General features: G+C 72.7%; 17 protein-coding genes. 11 read left to right on the plus strand and 6 right to left on the minus strand.

Annotation, left to right across the window (positions count from 1 at the left end):
- Window positions 1-26 precede the first annotated feature (26 nt).
- Window positions 27-617 carry a lysine transporter LysE gene (locus BLR02_RS11810; RefSeq protein ID WP_090663299.1) on the plus strand — a complete coding sequence of 197 codons (591 nt, stop codon included), beginning with the start codon at window positions 27-29 and terminating at the stop codon, window positions 615-617.
- 16 nt (window positions 618-633) lie between these two features.
- On the opposite strand, the gene BLR02_RS11815 is transcribed toward BLR02_RS11810, so the two are convergent.
- Window positions 634-1,038 (minus strand): zinc-ribbon domain-containing protein, encoded by a 405-nt coding sequence (locus BLR02_RS11815; RefSeq protein ID WP_176849525.1) that lies wholly within the window; start codon window positions 1,036-1,038, stop codon window positions 634-636.
- 116 nt (window positions 1,039-1,154) lie between these two features.
- On the opposite strand from BLR02_RS11815, the gene BLR02_RS11820 reads away from it, so the two are divergent.
- Genes BLR02_RS11820 through BLR02_RS11835 form a run of 4 tightly spaced genes read left to right on the plus strand, consistent with a single transcriptional unit; the run spans window position 1,155 to window position 4,132 of the window.
- Window positions 1,155-1,841 carry a cell division ATP-binding protein FtsE gene (locus BLR02_RS11820; RefSeq protein ID WP_090663303.1) on the plus strand — a complete coding sequence of 229 codons (687 nt, stop codon included), beginning with the start codon at window positions 1,155-1,157 and terminating at the stop codon, window positions 1,839-1,841.
- A complete protein-coding gene (locus BLR02_RS11825; protein ID WP_090564085.1) occupies window positions 1,834-2,745 on the plus strand; it encodes a cell division protein FtsX in 912 nt (303 codons plus the stop codon). Before BLR02_RS11820 ends, BLR02_RS11825 begins: the two co-directional genes overlap by 8 nt.
- Window positions 2,742-3,377 carry a YdcF family protein gene (locus tag BLR02_RS11830; protein ID WP_176849526.1) on the plus strand — a complete coding sequence of 212 codons (636 nt, stop codon included), beginning with the start codon at window positions 2,742-2,744 and terminating at the stop codon, window positions 3,375-3,377. The genes BLR02_RS11825 and BLR02_RS11830 overlap by 4 nt, the downstream gene beginning before the upstream one ends.
- Entirely contained in the window at window positions 3,374-4,132 is a 759-nt protein-coding gene (locus tag BLR02_RS11835; RefSeq protein ID WP_090663305.1) for a lysophospholipid acyltransferase family protein, read from the plus strand. The genes BLR02_RS11830 and BLR02_RS11835 overlap by 4 nt, the downstream gene beginning before the upstream one ends.
- Before the next feature lie 285 nt (window positions 4,133-4,417).
- Here BLR02_RS11835 and BLR02_RS11840 read toward each other — a convergent pair whose 3' ends face one another.
- Window positions 4,418-4,975 carry a gamma-glutamylcyclotransferase gene (locus BLR02_RS11840; protein WP_090663491.1) on the minus strand — a complete coding sequence of 186 codons (558 nt, stop codon included), beginning with the start codon at window positions 4,973-4,975 and terminating at the stop codon, window positions 4,418-4,420.
- A gap of 61 nt (window positions 4,976-5,036) precedes the next feature.
- Here BLR02_RS11840 and BLR02_RS11845 point away from each other — a divergent pair, with 61 nt between their 5' ends.
- From BLR02_RS11845 to BLR02_RS11865, 5 genes are all read left to right on the plus strand, one after another.
- Window positions 5,037-6,053, plus strand: a complete 1,017-nt coding sequence (locus tag BLR02_RS11845) for a DUF2125 domain-containing protein (RefSeq protein WP_090663307.1) — start codon at window positions 5,037-5,039, stop codon at window positions 6,051-6,053.
- A 217-nt stretch (window positions 6,054-6,270) separates the two neighbouring features.
- Window positions 6,271-6,507: a hypothetical protein gene (locus BLR02_RS11850; protein ID WP_245704747.1), complete on the plus strand. Its 237-nt coding sequence runs from the start codon at window positions 6,271-6,273 to the stop codon at window positions 6,505-6,507.
- Between the two features lie 89 nt (window positions 6,508-6,596).
- Window positions 6,597-8,036, plus strand: coding sequence for a cytochrome ubiquinol oxidase subunit I (locus BLR02_RS11855; RefSeq protein ID WP_090663309.1), 1,440 nt, complete (start codon window positions 6,597-6,599; stop codon window positions 8,034-8,036).
- The gene (gene cydB / locus BLR02_RS11860) at window positions 8,033-9,061 is read left to right on the plus strand and encodes a cytochrome d ubiquinol oxidase subunit II (RefSeq protein ID WP_090564074.1); all 1,029 of its coding nucleotides are present in this window, start codon (window positions 8,033-8,035) and stop codon (window positions 9,059-9,061) included. Before BLR02_RS11855 ends, cydB begins: the two co-directional genes overlap by 4 nt.
- Before the next feature lie 3 nt (window positions 9,062-9,064).
- The gene (locus tag BLR02_RS11865) at window positions 9,065-9,166 is read left to right on the plus strand and encodes a DUF2474 family protein (RefSeq protein WP_090564072.1); all 102 of its coding nucleotides are present in this window, start codon (window positions 9,065-9,067) and stop codon (window positions 9,164-9,166) included.
- Window positions 9,167-9,238: 72 nt separating this feature from the next.
- Here BLR02_RS11865 and BLR02_RS11870 read toward each other — a convergent pair whose 3' ends face one another.
- Genes BLR02_RS11870 through BLR02_RS11880 form a run of 3 tightly spaced genes read right to left on the minus strand, consistent with a single transcriptional unit; the run spans window position 9,239 to window position 12,068 of the window.
- Window positions 9,239-10,126: a prephenate/arogenate dehydrogenase family protein gene (locus BLR02_RS11870; protein ID WP_090564070.1), complete on the minus strand. Its 888-nt coding sequence runs from the start codon at window positions 10,124-10,126 to the stop codon at window positions 9,239-9,241.
- Complete coding sequence (gene hisC, locus BLR02_RS11875; protein ID WP_090663311.1) at window positions 10,123-11,214, minus strand: histidinol-phosphate transaminase; 1,092 nt, start codon at window positions 11,212-11,214, stop codon at window positions 10,123-10,125. Before hisC ends, BLR02_RS11870 begins: the two co-directional genes overlap by 4 nt.
- Window positions 11,214-12,068 (minus strand): chorismate mutase, encoded by an 855-nt coding sequence (locus tag BLR02_RS11880; protein ID WP_176849527.1) that lies wholly within the window; start codon window positions 12,066-12,068, stop codon window positions 11,214-11,216. The genes hisC and BLR02_RS11880 overlap by 1 nt, the downstream gene beginning before the upstream one ends.
- A 127-nt stretch (window positions 12,069-12,195) precedes the next feature.
- Here BLR02_RS11880 and metX point away from each other — a divergent pair, with 127 nt between their 5' ends.
- The gene (metX, locus tag BLR02_RS11885; RefSeq protein WP_090663315.1) at window positions 12,196-13,350 is read left to right on the plus strand and encodes a homoserine O-acetyltransferase MetX; all 1,155 of its coding nucleotides are present in this window, start codon (window positions 12,196-12,198) and stop codon (window positions 13,348-13,350) included.
- Here the strand turns inward: metX and BLR02_RS11890 are convergent.
- Window positions 13,347-14,963 (minus strand): GMC family oxidoreductase, encoded by a 1,617-nt coding sequence (locus tag BLR02_RS11890; protein ID WP_090663317.1) that lies wholly within the window; start codon window positions 14,961-14,963, stop codon window positions 13,347-13,349. The genes metX and BLR02_RS11890 overlap by 4 nt on opposite strands.

A 14,963-nucleotide genomic window follows, 5' to 3' on the forward strand; every position in this document is an offset into this window, starting at 1 on the left:
CACCCGGCTATTGCCGACGGGGCCTCATGGACAACCCGCTGCTCTTCGCCCTTGCCGTGCTCGCCGTGCTGGCGACTCCTGGGCCGACCAACACCCTGCTCGCCACCTCGGGCGCGATGGTGGGGGTGCGACGCTCCCTCGCCCTGGTGCCGGCGGAGGCGGCCGGCTACTCGATCGCCATCCTCACGCTCGGCTTGGTGCTGGGGCCGGTGATGGCCGGGCAGCCGCTGCTGGCGGCGGCGCTGCGGGCGGCGGTCGGGGCCTATCTGCTGCTGCTCGCCTGGCGGCTGTGGCGGCGCGGGGCCGGGGGAATGGTGGGGGCGGTGGCCGGGGCGGGGCTGGTGCGGCCGGGGCAGCTCTTCCTGACGACGCTGCTGAACCCTAAGGCGGTTATCTTCGCGCTGGGGATCGTGCCTTTCGGCAAGGCGCCGGTGCTGCCCTACATGCTGGGCTTCCTCGCGCTGCTGGCCGCGGTGGCGGTCGGGTGGATCGCCCTCGGCGCCCTGCTGGGCCGGGCGGCGGCGCGGCGCGGCGTCGCCGGGGTGGTTCCGCGGATCGGGGCGACGGCGGTGGCGGGGTTCGGGGTGCTGCTGCTGGTCGGGCCGTTGCTGCGATAGGCCCGGAGGCGCCGCCTCACCCCTGCAGGGACAGGCCGAGCAACAGGTAGAGCCGCGCCGCGGGGGGCCAGGCCTCGACGATCGGCGCCTGCCACAGCAGCAGCGCGGCGACGAAGCCGAGGAGGAGCAGGCCGGAGGCGGTCCAGGCGGCGGCCAGCGCCAGCCCGCCACGGTGCGGGACCATGGCCGATAGCGGCGGGGCAATCGGTTGCGGCGGGCGGGGCGCGATGGGAATCGGTGGCGGGGCCGGCTCGGCCCGGCCCGAGGGGGCAGCCGGGGCGGGCGGCTCGGGCACGGGCTCGGCGGCGGCGCCCTCGCGCCATTCGTGGCGGCATTTCACGCAGCGCAGCAGGCGTCCGGCCCCGATCAGCGTGTCGGGGACCTCATAGGCGGCCTGGCATTGCGGGCACTGGATGCGCATCGATGGCGCAATGTGCGGGCCGCGGCCCCGCGCGGCAAGCATCCGCTTGATGGGTCCGGCGTCATGGCTCTGGCGGCCCTTGGCGTGCAGGCCCGCCGGCGGCATTGTCCGGCCCCATGGTGCGCTTCGATGATGTCGGGCTGCGATATGCCGGGCCGTCCGGCCTGGGGCCGCAGGGCCCGGCGCCGGAGGTGCTGCGCGATGTCAGCTTCACCTTGCCGCAGGGCAGCTTCCACTGGCTGCTCGGGCCCTCGGGCGCCGGGAAATCTTCGCTGCTCGGCCTGATGCATCTGGCGCTGCGGCCGAGCCGGGGCGAGGTGGAGGTGCTGGGCCAGAGGCTGTCGCAGCTGCGGCGGGGCGCGCTGCCGGCGCTGCGGCGGCGGATCGGCGTGGTGTACCAGGATTTCCGGCTGCTGCCGCACCTCACCGTCTTCGACAACGTGGCGCTGCCGATGCGGGTCGCCGGGCGCGGGGAGGCGCAGTTGCGGGCCGATGTGGCCGAGATGCTGCGCTGGACCGGGCTTGCCGAGAAGGCGGGTGCGCTGCCGGCGACGCTCTCGGGCGGCGAGCAGCAGCGGGTGGCGCTGGCGCGGGCGGTGGTGATGCGCCCGGCCCTGCTGGTGGCGGACGAGCCAACCGGCAATCTCGACGGCGTGCAGGCACGGCGGGTGCTGGCCCTGCTGCGGGAGATGCACCGGCTCGGCACCACGGTGGTGGTGGCGACCCATGCGGAGGCGCTGGTGGCGGAACATCCCGCGCCGGCGCTGCGCATGGATGAGGGGCGGCTGGTGGCCCATGGCTGAGCCGTCCCGCCTGGCCACCCCGAGGCTGCGGCGGAGCCGGGGGCGCGACCCGCTCGGCCTGCGACGGGCCCTGTCGGACCGGCTGCTGCCGGCGCTGGTCGCGGCGATGGCGCTGCTGGCGGCGCTCGCCCTGGCCGGGGCGCGGGGCGCGGCCGAACTGACGGCCCGCTGGGAGGCGGGCGCGGCGGCGGCGATGACGGTGCAGCTGCCGCCCTCGGCCGCCACGGGCGGGCGGCTGGAGCGGGCGCTGGCGGCGCTCGACGCCATGCCCGAGGTGGCCGAGGCGCGGGTGATGGATGGGGCGCGGATGCAGGCGCTGCTGCGGCCCTGGCTGGGCGAGGCGCCGGCCGTCTCCCTCCCCCTGGTGATCGAGTTGCGGCTGGCGGAGCTGCCGGCCTCGCCGGAGGTGCTGGCGGGGCGGATCGGCGCCGCCGTGCCGGGAGGCACCGTCGAGTCGCACGGCGTCTGGGTGGCGCGGCTGGTGGCGCTGGCGCGGAGCCTGCAGGCGGTTGCGCTGGCGGCGCTCGTGCTGGTGGCGGGGATCGCCGCCGCGGTGGTTGCCGTGGCGGTGCGGGCGGGGATCGCGGCGCGGCGATCGGCGATCGCCCTGCTGCACGACCTGGGGGCGACGGATGCGGATATCGCCGGGCGCTTCGGCCAGCGGGCCGGGCTGCTGGTGGGAACCGGGGCGCTGCTGGGCACGCTGCTGGCGGTGCCGGTGCTGGCGGGCTTCGCCGACCTGGCGGCGCCGCTGCTCGGCAGCCAGCCGGCCCCCTCGCTGGCGGCGCTGCCCTGGGCCAGCCTGCCCTGGGCGGAACTCGCCCTGCTGCCGCTGCTCGGCGCGGCGCTCGGCTGGGTGACGGCGCAGGTCACCGTGCGGCGCTGGCTGCGGCGGCTGCCGTGAGCGAGGCGCTTCGCCGGCCGCGCTGGCGCCGCCGGCGTCGGCTGCTGGTGCTGGCGCCGGTGCTGAGCTTCGCCCTGCTGCTGCTCGGTTTCGGCTGGTTCCTGCTGGTGGTGGCGCGCGGGCCGGCCGAGCCGGGGCGGCAGACCGACGGCATCGCGGTACTGACCGGCGGGGCGGAGCGGGTGGAGACCGGGCTGCGCCTGCTGCGCGAGGGGCGGGCGGAACATCTGCTGGTCTCGGGGGTCCATCCGCAGGTCACGCTGGCCGATGTGGCGCGGCTGGCGGCGATGGAGCCGGAGGCGCTGGCCGACCGGGTGGCGCTCGGGCCGCGGGCCACGACCACGCGGGGCAATGCGCGGGAAATCGCGGAATGGGCGCGGGCGGCGCAACTCCGCTCGCTTCGGGTGGTCACGGCGGGGTATCACATGCCACGCGCCCTGCTGGAGCTGCGGCGCAGCCTGCCCGAGATCGAACTGGTGGCGCACCCCGTGGTGCCGGCGCGGCTGCGCGACCCGGCCGCCGGCGGGCGGGCGCGGACCTGGTCGCTGCTGGCGGGCGAGTATCTGAAATTCCTCGCAGCCTGGGCCGGACTGCCCTACCTGCTCGGCCTGCCCCTGGACCCGCCCCGATGATCTGGCTTCGTTCCGTCCTGTTCAATATCGCCTTCTTCACCAGCACGGCGCTGGTGGCCGTGCTGGCGACGCCCGTGCTGCTGGCGCCGAGCCACTGGACCATGCCGCCGATCCGCTTCTGGGCCTGGCTGGTGGTGCAGGAGCTGCGCTTCATCTGCGGCATCCGCCTGCAGGTGACGGGGCAGGAGCACCTGCCGCAATCCGGCCCGGCGCTGATCGCCGCCAAGCACCAGTCGGCGCTCGATACCATCATCTGGCTGCTGCTGGTGCCGCGCTGCTGCTATGTGCTGAAGCAGGAATTGCTGCGCATCCCCTTCTACGGCTTCCTGGTCGCCAAGGCGGGGATGATCTCGGTGGACCGCGCGGCCGGCGGGGCGGCGATGCGGCACCTGCTGAAGGCGGGCAAGGAGGCGGCGGCGGCGGGGCGGCAGCTGGTGATCTTCCCCGAGGGCACGCGCGTCGCGCCGGGACAGCACAGCCCCTACCAGCCGGGGATCGCGGCCCTGGCCTCGGCCACCGGCCTGCCCGTCATCCCCGTGGCGACGGATAGCGGGATGCTCTGGGGGCGGCGGGCCTTCCTCAAGCGGCCGGGGGTGATCTCGGTCACCGTGCTGCCGCCGCTGCCGGCAGGCCTGCCCCGGCCGGTCCTGATGCAGCAGCTCGAGACGGTGATCGAGCGAGAGACCGACCGGCTGATGGCTCGCGGGCTTGTGGATAACTCCGTGGATGAACTGGTGCAGACCGCTGCCCCGTGAGGCAAGCAAGGCATCGCAAGCTGCTGCCAGGGCGCGCTTTTCCCCGGCCCGACGCCTTTCCGCGCCATTCATCCACCGCGGATTGCACAGGCTAAGTTACTGATTTTTCGATGTAATATCGTGAATAGTCACAGGCCCTCCCCTGGCCTGGGGACGCGCCGCAGCATTGATTCGGGCCTAAATTGAACAGCTTGGCCGGATTGTGGACGATTTACGGATGTGACTCGGGGGCCGTTTAAGACAATCTGCCGCTCGGTACGGTGGCAGACATGGCGCCCAACCCCGTCAGACCGTCTCCGAAGCTGGTGGGAGCAGGGCCGCGATCCGGTCGAGCGCGGCGTCGCGGATGCCGAGGGCGCGCAGGTGCTGCACGGTGTTCATGAGGTAGTCCCGATTCGCCCCCGCCTGGCCGACCCCGCGGGCGATGGTGGCGGCGGCGACCTCCGCCTCCGGCCGGCAATAGGCGCCGTGGCGGCGATCCGCCACATAGGTCACGGCATGGACCATGCGCCCGCTGTCCAGCAGCCGGACCGGCAGGCGACGGCGGGTATAGACCGCCTCGCCCGCCAGGTTCTCCCTCGCATCGAGATAGGCAAGCACAGCCTCCGCCTGGCCGGCCGCGACGCGGAAGGCGACCCCGCGGCAGGCGCCGCCCCGGTCGAGGCCGAGGACCAGGCCGGGCACCTCCGCCGTGCCGCGGTAATGCCGGCTGGTGAGGCAGAAGCGACGGTGGAAGCCACGCAGCAGGGCCGGGTGCATGCCCTCATGGGTGAAGCCGGGGCGCCAGATCAGCGAGCCATAGGCAAAGACGTAGAGCGGCGGTTCGGGGAGGGTATCGGGCATCGCGGGTCCGGGGCGCGGCCATTCGCGTGCCGTGCGGGGGCGGGATATATCGCCCGGCATCATGCCAGCCAAGCCGCGCCCTGCCCTTCTCCCCCGCCTCCTTCTCGCTGTGCTGGCCCTGCTGGTCCTGCTCGGGGTGGGCCATGCGCTGCTCTGGCGCTGGATGGCCGGGCAGGTGGAGGCCAACCTCGCCGCCTGGGAGGCGGCGCGGCGGACCGAAGGCTGGGTGGTGGAGCATGGTGCGCCCGTGCGAGCCGGCTGGCCGCTGGCGGTGCGGCTGCGTCTGCCGGCGTTCCGGCTGGCGCGGGAGGCGGTGGACTGGCGGGCAGCCTCGATCGAGCTCCGCCTCGCCCTCGCCCGGCCGGGGCGGCTGGTGGTCGACATGGCAGGCGAGCACCGGCTGCGGCTCGGCCAAGGGGACTGGCCGGTGCAGGCCGGGGCGCTCTCGGCCAGCCTGCCGGTGGAGCGGCGGGCCCTGCCGAGCGAGGCGACGATCCGGGGCGCGGGGCTGCGGATGGGCGAGATCGGGGTCGCGGCGCTGTGGCTCGACCTCGAAACCCGCGAGGGGGCGCTGGAGGGCGAGCCGGCGCTCGGCCTGCGTGGCGCGCTGGATGGGGTGGACCTGCCGGTAGCGCTGGCAGCGCTCGGCCCGCGGATCGAGGGGCTGGCGCTGGATACGGTACTTACTGGGCCGATGCCGCCGCCGGCCAGCCTTGCGGCGCGTGCCGCCAGCTGGCGGGATGGCGGGGGCACGCTGGCGCTGCGGCGCCTCGACCTGCGCTGGGGACCGGTGACGGCGGCGCTCGACGCGACGCTGGCGCTCGACCAGGCGCTGCAACCGATGGGCGCGGGGACGCTGCGGCTTACCGGGGCGGAGGCGGCGCTCGACGCGCTGGCGGCGGCCGGGATGCTGGCGCCGCGTGGTGCGGCGGGCGCGCGGGTGATGGCCGGGCTGCTCGGGCGGGTGCCGCCCGAAGGCGGGCCGCCGAGGATCGAGGTACCGCTGACCCTCGACCGGCAGAGGCTGACCCTGGCGGGCCTGCCGCTGGCGCGCATCGAGACCTGGCGCTGGCCGTGAGCCGAGATCGGGGCTGGCCAAGCCGGATGGGCCGGGCTAGGGTGCCCTGCATGAGGTTCCGCTTCACCCGTACTGTGCGAATTACCGGCCCGGCTGCCTGAGCCGCGCCGTGGGTACGGCGCGTCCGCGCCGCCGGGATGTCCCTGCCCACACCCTTCGCCACGGTTCGGAACCTTCTCCCATGTGCAGCTCCTCCCTTGTCTCCGTTCGATTCCGCGTGCTTGCCGATAGCAGCCCGGGCCTGTTGCCGCGCCTGCTGCAGCCGCTCGCCAAGCGCGACCTCACCGCCGACAGCATGACGGCTCAGCGGCAGGGCGAGACCATGGCGGTCGAGCTGGTGCTGGAGGCGATGCCGCAGGAGATGGTGCATCTCGTCGCCGGAAATCTCGGCCAGGTGATCGGCGTCATGGAGGTGCTGACCGAGGCGGGTGCGGGTTTGCGCCTGGCCGCATGAGCGTCACTTGAATGCCGCGCTGCAGCGGAGCAAGAACTATGCAGGCGGCCGGCGCGTAATCCGGCTGACGCCCGGATAGGAACAGGCCGATGCTGTGGGATGCCTTGCCGGATGCGCTGTTGCTGGCGCGAATCCAATTCGCCTTTACCGTCACGTTCCACTTCCTCTTCCCCGCCTTTACCATCGGGCTCGCCAGCTATCTTGCGGTGCTGGAAGGACTGTGGCTCTGGACGAAGCGCGAGGCCTATCTCGACATTTTCCGGTACTGGCTGAAGGTCTTTGCCGTGAACTTCGCCATGGGCGTCGTCTCCGGCATCGTGCTGTCCTACCAGTTCGGCACCAACTGGTCGGTCTTCGCCGATCGCACAGGGCCGGTGCTCGGCCCGGTGATGGGCTATGAGGTGCTGACGGCCTTCTTCCTCGAGGCGGGCTTCCTCGGCGTGATGCTCTTCGGCCTCGGCCGGGTCGGGAAGGGGCTGCATTTCGCGGCGACGAGCCTTGTCGCCATCGGCACGCTGATCTCGGGCTTCTGGATCCTCTCGGCCAATTCCTGGATGCAGACGCCCGCGGGCTACACGATCGGGCCGGATGGGCGCTTCCTGCCGGAGGATTGGTGGGCGATCATCTTCAATCCCTCCTTCCCCTTCCGCTACCTGCACACCATCACCGGCGCCTACCTGACCACGGCGATGATCGTCGGCGCGGTCGGCGCCTTCCATGTGCTGCGCGACCGGCGCAACGAGCGGGCGCGGCTGATGTTCTCGATGGCCATGTGGATGGCGGCCGCCGTCGCGCCGGCGCAGGCGGTGTTCGGCGACATGCAGGGCCTCTGGGCGCTGCACTACCAGCCGCAGAAGGTGGCGGCGATGGAGGGGCACTGGGAGACGCAGCGTGGCGCCCCGCTCATCCTCTTCGGCATCCCCGACATGGAGCGGGAGGAGACGCGGCTGCGGGTTGAGATCCCCTATCTCGGCAGCCTGATCCTGCGGCACAGCCTGGATGGCGAGATCAGGGGGCTGAAGGATTTCCCGCGCGATGCGCGGCCGACCAACGTGCCGCTGGTCTTCTGGTCCTTCCGCATCATGGTCGGCATCGGCTGCCTGATGATCGCGCTCGGGATGGTCTCGCTCTGGCTGCGCTGGCGCGGGAGGCTCTACGACACGCCCTGGTTCCAACGCTGGGCGGTGGCGATGGCGCCCTCCGGCCTGATCGCCGTGACCTTCGGCTGGATCACCACCGAGGCGGGGCGGCAGCCCTATACCGTCTATGGCCTGATGCGGACGGCGGAGAGCGTGAGCCCGATCGCCGCACCGGCCGTGGCGGCCTCGCTGGCGGCCTTCGTCGTGGTCTACTTCTGCGTCTTCGGCGCGGGCATGTGGTACCTGTTCCGCCTCGTCGGGAACCCGCCACTGCCGCATGAGGAGGGGCCGCGCGAGGATCAGCCGATCCGCACCGGCGGCATCACCCCGGGGCATCCGGCGCAGCGCCAGGCCCGCCAGGCCGAGAAGCAGGCGGAGAAGGTGTCATGAGCGCCGAGACCATTGCGACGATCTGGGCCTTCCTGATCGCCACCGCCGTCTTCCTCTATGTCTGCATGGACGGATTCGACCTCGGCGTCGGCATCCTCTTCCCCTGGATCACCGGGCAGGAGGACCGAGACGTCGCGGTCAACAGCATCGCGCCGGTCTGGGACGGGAACGAGACCTGGCTGGTCATGGGCGGGGCGGGGCTCTTCGCCGTCTTCCCGCTGGCCTATGCGACAATCATGCCGGCGCTCTACATGCCGATCATCCTGATGCTGCTGGCGCTGATCTTCCGCGGCGTCTCCTTCGAGATGCGGTTCCGCGGGACGACACCGGGGCAGCGGCTCGGCTGGGACCGGGCCTTCTCCTGGGGAAGCTATGCGGCGACCCTCTGCCAGGGCCTGGCACTCGGCGCCTTCGTGCAGGGCATCGAGGTGGAGGACCGGGCCTATGCCGGCGGCTGGTGGGACTGGCTGACGCCCTTCTCCTGCCTGACCGCCGCGGCGCTGGTGGTGGGCTATGGGCTGCTCGGCGCCTGCTGGCTGGTCTGGAAGACCGAGGGCGAGTTGCAGGACCAGGCGCGCGGGCTGGCACGAGGCCTGGGTTGGCTGACGCTTGGCCTCATCGCGCTGGTGAGCGCGATCATGCCCTTCCTGATGCCGGAATTCCGGGCGCGCTGGTTCGCCTTCCCGGCGATCCTCGCGGCGCTGCCGGTGCCGGTGCTGGTGGTCTTCCTCGCCTGGCGGATGTTCAAGGCGCTGGACGAGACGGATGGCCATCCCTGGCGGGACGGGCTGCCCTTCCTCTGCGCGATCGGGCTGTTCTTCCTCGCCTATACCGGACTCGGCATCTCGATGTGGCCGATGATCGTGCCGCCGGAGCTGACCATCTGGGACGCGGCGGCGCCACGGGATTCACAGCTGTTCCTGCTGGTCGGGGCGGCGGTGCTGATCCCCGTGATCCTGGGCTACACCGGCTATGTGTACTGGCTGTTCCGGGGGAAGGTGAAGCACGGCCAGGGGTACCACTAGGCCATGGCGCGCCGGTGGCTGTGGTTCGTCGGGCTCTGGGCGGCGGGGGTGGTGACGGTCGGCACCATCGCCATGCTGCTCAGGACGCTGATGAAGGCGCTGTGAGGCGAGCCGGCCGCGCACCGGTGCCGGCCCCCGAGGCCTGAGGGGCAGCGGCCGGCAGGGTACGGGCGGAGGCTAGGCCTGCTTCCGCTCGATCAGCCCCCGCCGGATGCGCCGGCCGCGGCGGATGCGGTCCTCGATGAAGTCGGACTGCCCCCAGCGCACGGCCCGTGCCAGGGCGTGGCTGTCCTCGGTGAAGCGGGCCAGCATCTCGAGCAGCGCGTCGCGGTTGTTGAGGAAGATGTCGCGCCACATGTCGACATCCGAGGCGGCGATGCGGGTGAAGTCGCGGAAGCCGGAGGCGGCGAAGCGCAGCACGGCCTCGCGCGTCTCCTCCGCCAGGTCATCGGCCGTGCCGCAGATGGTGAAGGCGATCAGGTGCGGCAGGTGGGAGACGATGGCGACGACCTTGTCATGCGTCGCCGCATCCATGCTCTCCACCGTGGATCCGGCACGGCGCCAGAACTCGGCCACCTTGTCCTGCGCCGCGCGGTCGCCGCCCGGCAGCGGCGTGAGGATGGTGTAGCGGCCCTCGAAGAGCGTGGCGAAGCCGGCATCGGGGCCGGAATGCTCGGTGCCGGCCATCGGATGGGCGGGGACGAGGTGGACGCCCGGCGGCAGCAGCGGCGCCAGGTCACGGATCACGCTGCCCTTGGTGCTGCCGACATCGGTGAGGATGCAGCCCGGCGCCAGATGCGGCGCGATCTGCGCCATCACCCCGGCATAGGCGCCGACGGGGACGCAGAGGATGACGCAGTCGGCGCCCTCGACGGCACGGGCGGCGTCCTCCTCCACCACATCGGCGAAGCCGAGCTCGCGGATGCGGGCCAGCGTCTCCGGCTTGCGGGTATGGGCGACGACGGTCCCGGCGATGTCGCCCCGCTCCCGCGCCAGCCGGGCGATGGAGCTGCCGATGAGGCCGGCGCCGATGAGGCAGAGGCGCCGGAACAGGGGCCCGCTCATGCGGTGCCGCGCATGAAACCCGTCAGCGCGTCGAGCACCATGGAGCATTCCTCCGCCGTGCCGATGGTGATCCGCAAGCATTGCGGCAGGCTGTAGCTGCCCATGGCACGGACGATGAGGCCGCGCGCCTTCAGCGCCGCATCGGCCCCCTTGGCGCGCTCGGCGGTGCCGAAATCGGCGAGGATGAAGTTGCCCTCGCTCGGGTGGACGGTGATGCCCGCGGCCTGCAGGCCGTCGGAGAGCTTCGCCCGCCACTCGCTGTTATGGGCGACCGACCGCTCCACCCAGCCGTGCTCGGCGAGGGCCGCGATGCCGGCGGCCATGGCGGGGGCGTTGACGTTGAAGGGGCCGCGGACGCGGTTCAGCACGTCGGTGATGTGCGGCGGCGCATAGGTCCAGCCGAGCCGCACGCCGCCGAGGCCGAAGACCTTGCTGAAGGTGCGCGTCATGATGGTGTTGGTGCCGGCCTCGACCAGCGCCACGCCCGGGTCGTAGTCCGGGCGGGTGACGTATTCGGCATAGGCGCTGTCGAGGACCAGCAGCACGTCCTCCCGCAGGCCGGCGCGCAGGCGCTCGATCTCGGACTGCGGCAGGATGGAGCCGGTCGGGTTGTTCGGGTTGGCGAGGAACATCAGCCGGGTGCGGGGGCCGACGGCGGCCAGCAGCGCATCGACATCGGCCGTCAGGTTGCGCTCCGGCACCTTGATGATGCGGCAGCCGGCATAGCGGCCGGCGATGTCGTACATGACGAAGCCATGGGCGCTCATCACGAGCTCGGTGCCCTCGCCGCCATAGGCCATGATGATGTGGCCGATCAGCTCGTCGGAGCCGTTGCCGCAGACGATCCGCTCCGCATCCAGCCCGTAGCGCTGTGCGATCGCCTGGCGGAGGGCGGTGCTGCCGCCATCGGGGTAGCGGTGCAGTTCCGCCGCCAGCTTGGCATAGGCGGCCTGGGCGCCGGGCGGCACGCCGAAGGCGCCCTCGTTGGAGGAGAGCTTGATGATGCGGTTGACGCCCGGGATCTTCGACTCGCCGCCGACATAGGGCTCGATCGAGAGGATGGAGGGGCGGGGCAGCAGGGTGGGCATCAGCCGATGACTCCTCTCTCGGGCACCGCGTAGAAACCCAGCGGCAGGGCACGGTCGACCGGCAGGGCGGCGAGGCGGGGGTCGCCCGCCTCGAGCACGCCATCCACCTCGGCCAGGGCACGCAGCAGGCCGCCATCGCGGCGAAGCTGCAGCAGGCGGGGGGCGAGGCCGGCGGCGGTGAGCGCGCCGGTGAGCTGGGCCCTGCTGCGCTCGCCCATCGCCTCGATCCGCAGCAGGGAGCGGTCGGCGCCGCTCGGGTCCGGCGCGCCGGGGGCGATGGCCAGGGCCTCGGGCAGGCTGTCCGGGCCAGTGGCGAGGAAGGGCAGGCGGGCGATGACCTGCAGGCGGGGGCTGTCGAGGCTCATCCACCAGGCATCCTCGGGCGCCTCGCCCTCCTCCGGCAGGGGCAGGACGGCGACCTGCGCCTCGCCGGCGGCGACGGCCGAGAGGGCGCGCGAGGCGGTGGGCAGGCTCCGCAGTGGGGTCAGGCTGCCGAAATGCTCCCGCGCCAGCCTGTCGAGGTCGGGGCTGCGGGCATAGACGGCGACGGTGAAGCCGCCCTGCTGGGCAGAGGAGGAGGCCAGGATCTCCCGCCAGAGGCGCACCAGCGCCGTGGGCGGCAGGGGCCCCTGATGGCGGGCCAGCAGGCGGCGCAGGATCATCGCCTCGCGCCCGGGGCGGAGCGGGCTCGGGCTGCCGGCCTTGGCGCGGCTGGCGGCCAGGCGGGCAACCACCTCCGCCCGCTGCATCACGAGATCGTGCAACGCATCGTCCAGCGCATCGATCTCCGCGCGGGCGGCGGCGAGCGGGTTGGAGGGCTCGAGGGAGGTGGCCAGGTCGGTTTCGGAGGTCATGGTCCGGGCGTCTTTCCCGGCAGCTTTAGACGCGACTTCACGCCCCGCCAAGGCGTTCCCCAAGCCCAACCGTTGAAGACCGGGACGGGCGGGCCTATTCCTGCCCGTCGAGACACAAGAAGACGCCATGTCCGCACATGTTGCCCCCTTCCCCCAGGTGGACCATCAGCGCGCCCTCTTCCCCGAGGGGCTGGCGCTCGATTGCGGCATGGCGATCGCGCCGCTCGCCGTCGCCTACCGCACCTATGGCCGGCTGAACGCGGCACGGAGCAACGCCATCCTGGTCTGCCATGCGCTGACCGGCGACCAGTACCTGGCGGAGCCGCAGCCGCTGACCGGGAAGCCCGGCTGGTGGCAGACCATCGTCGGGCCGGGGCGGCCGCTGGATACGGACCGCTACTTCCTCATCTGCGCCAATGTGCTCGGCGGCTGCATGGGCTCGACCGGGCCGCGGGAGGAGATGACGGATGCCGAGGGGCGGCCCCTGGGGCGGCCCTGGGGGACGGACTTCCCCAACGTCACCATCCGCGACATGGTCCGTGCCCAGAAGAAGCTGGTGGAGGATCTCGGCATCGAACGGCTGCTGGCGGTGGTCGGCGGCTCGATGGGCGGGATGCAGGTGCTGGAATGGGCGGCGACCTTCCCCGAGGCCGTCTATGCCGCGGCGCCGATCGCGACCGCCGCCTACCACAGCGCGCAGAACATCGCCTTCCACGAGGTCGGCCGCACCTCCATCCATGCCGACCCGGACTGGCGCGGCGGCCGCTACTGGGAGGATGGCCGGGTGCCGGCCAAGGGCCTCTCCGTCGCGCGGATGGTGGCGCATATCACCTACCTTTCGGAGCAGGCGCTGACGCGGAAATTCGGCCGGAGGCTGCGGGGGGCGAGCGCGCTGACCTTCCTCGAGGACGTCTTCGAGGTGGAGAGCTACCTGCGCCACCAGGGCAGCACCTTCGTCCGGCGGTTCGACGCCAACAGCTACCTGACCATCACCCGGGCGATGGACTATTTCGACCTCGCGGCGGAGCATGGCGGGGACCTCTCGGCCGCCTTCCGGGGCACGCGGACGCGCTTCTTCGTCGCCTCCTTCTCCTCCGACTGGCTGTTCCCGACGACGGAGAGCCGGGCCATCGTCCGGGCGCTGAACGCGGCGGCGGCGAATGTCAGCTTCGTCGAGATCGCCTCCGACAAGGGACATGACGCCTTCCTGCTGGAGGAGCCGGATTTCCACCGGGCGCTCGGCGGCTTCCTGGCGGGCTGCGCGGACCGGCTGGGAATCTAGGCCCGGATCAGGTCGGCCGCCTTCTCGGCGACGCTCAGCACCGTCGCGTTGATGTTGCAGACGGGGATGTCGGGGAAGACCGAGGCATCCACCACCCGCAGCCCCGCCACGCCGCGCAGCCGGAGCGCGGCGTCGAGCGGCGCCTCCGGGTCCGCGCCCATCCGCACCGTGCCGCAGGGGTGGTAGACGGTGCCGCCTGTGGCGCGGGCGAAGTCGAGCAGGTCGGCATCGCTCTCGGCCGCCGCGCCGGGGCGGGATTCAGCGGTGACGATGCCGGCGAGCGGCGGGGCGGAGAGCCAGCGCCGGGCCAGGCGCAGGCCGCGGATGACGCAGGCGCGGTCCCCCTCCGTCGCCAGGTAGCGGGGGGCGATGCGCGGGGCCATGGCCGGGTCGGGCGAGGCGAGGCTCACGCTGCCGCGGCTCTCGGGCCGGCATTGCCAAACGCCGACGGTCATGCCGGGCTCCGCCTCCGGCGTGCCGATGCGGAGGCCGGGCCAGCGCCCCTCGCCCGGTGCCTCGGCCCAGGAGAGCGGGCCGCCATTGATCTGGATGTCGGGCGCCTCCAGCCCCGGCGCGGTGCGGGCGAAGAGCGAGAACATGCCCGGCGACCAGGTCAGCACGCCGGTGCCGTCCAGCGCCCAGCGCATCGCCTCGATCGGCAGGCGCCAGCCGGCGATGCGGCGGTTGGCCGACCAGCGATGCGAGGCGAGGCGGTAGCTGAGGCGGATGATGTAGTGGTCCTGCAGGTTGGCGCCGATGCCGGGCATGTCGCGCAGCACGGGGATGCCGAGATCAGCCAGCGCCGCGGCGGGGCCGAGGCCGGAGAGCATCAGCAATTGCGGGGAGCCGATGGCGCCGGCCGAGAGCACCACCTCGCGCCGCGCCTCGATCACCTGCTCCACCCCGCCGCGGCGGATGGCCACCCCGGTCGCCCTTCCCTCCGTGACGACGACGCGCAGCGCCAGCGCCTCGTCGATCACCGTGAGGTTCGGCCGCCTCAGCGCCGGGTGCAGATAGGCCCGCGCCGCCGAGATGCGCCGCCGCCCCCGCCGGGTCTGCTGGAATTCGGAGAAGCCCTCGCGCACCGGGCCGTTCATGTCGGGCTGGACGGGCAGGCCGATGGCGCGGACGGCCTCGGCCAGGTGGTCGAGCAGGGGCGGGCGGTCGGCCAGCGGCTCGACGGTCTGCGGGCCGGTGGTGCCACGGCCCGCGCCGCCGCCGGCATAGGCCTCGTGGCGCTGGAAATAGGGCAGCAGGTCGTCCCAGCCCCAGCCGGTGCAGCCCTTCTGCGCCCAGAGGTCGTAGTCCGACGGATGGCCGCGCACATGGCCGAGCCCGTTGATCGAGGAGGAGCCACCCCAGACCCGGCCGCGCGGATAGTCGAGCGCGCGGGAGGCGGTGCCGGCATCCGGCTCCGTCCGGTAGCCCCAGGTGAGGCGCGGATGGCCGAGGATGCGGGCATAGCCGGCGGGGATATGGATATAGGGGTGGCGGTCCCGCCCGCCGGCCTCGATAAGCGCGACGGTCGAGCGGCCATCCTCGCTGAGCCGGGCGGCGAGGACGCAGCCGGCGCTGCCGCCGCCGACGATGACATAGTCGAAGGGCCCCTGCAT

This window comes from Belnapia rosea, assembly GCF_900101615.1.
Taxonomy (GTDB): Bacteria; Pseudomonadota; Alphaproteobacteria; order Acetobacterales; family Acetobacteraceae; genus Belnapia; species Belnapia rosea.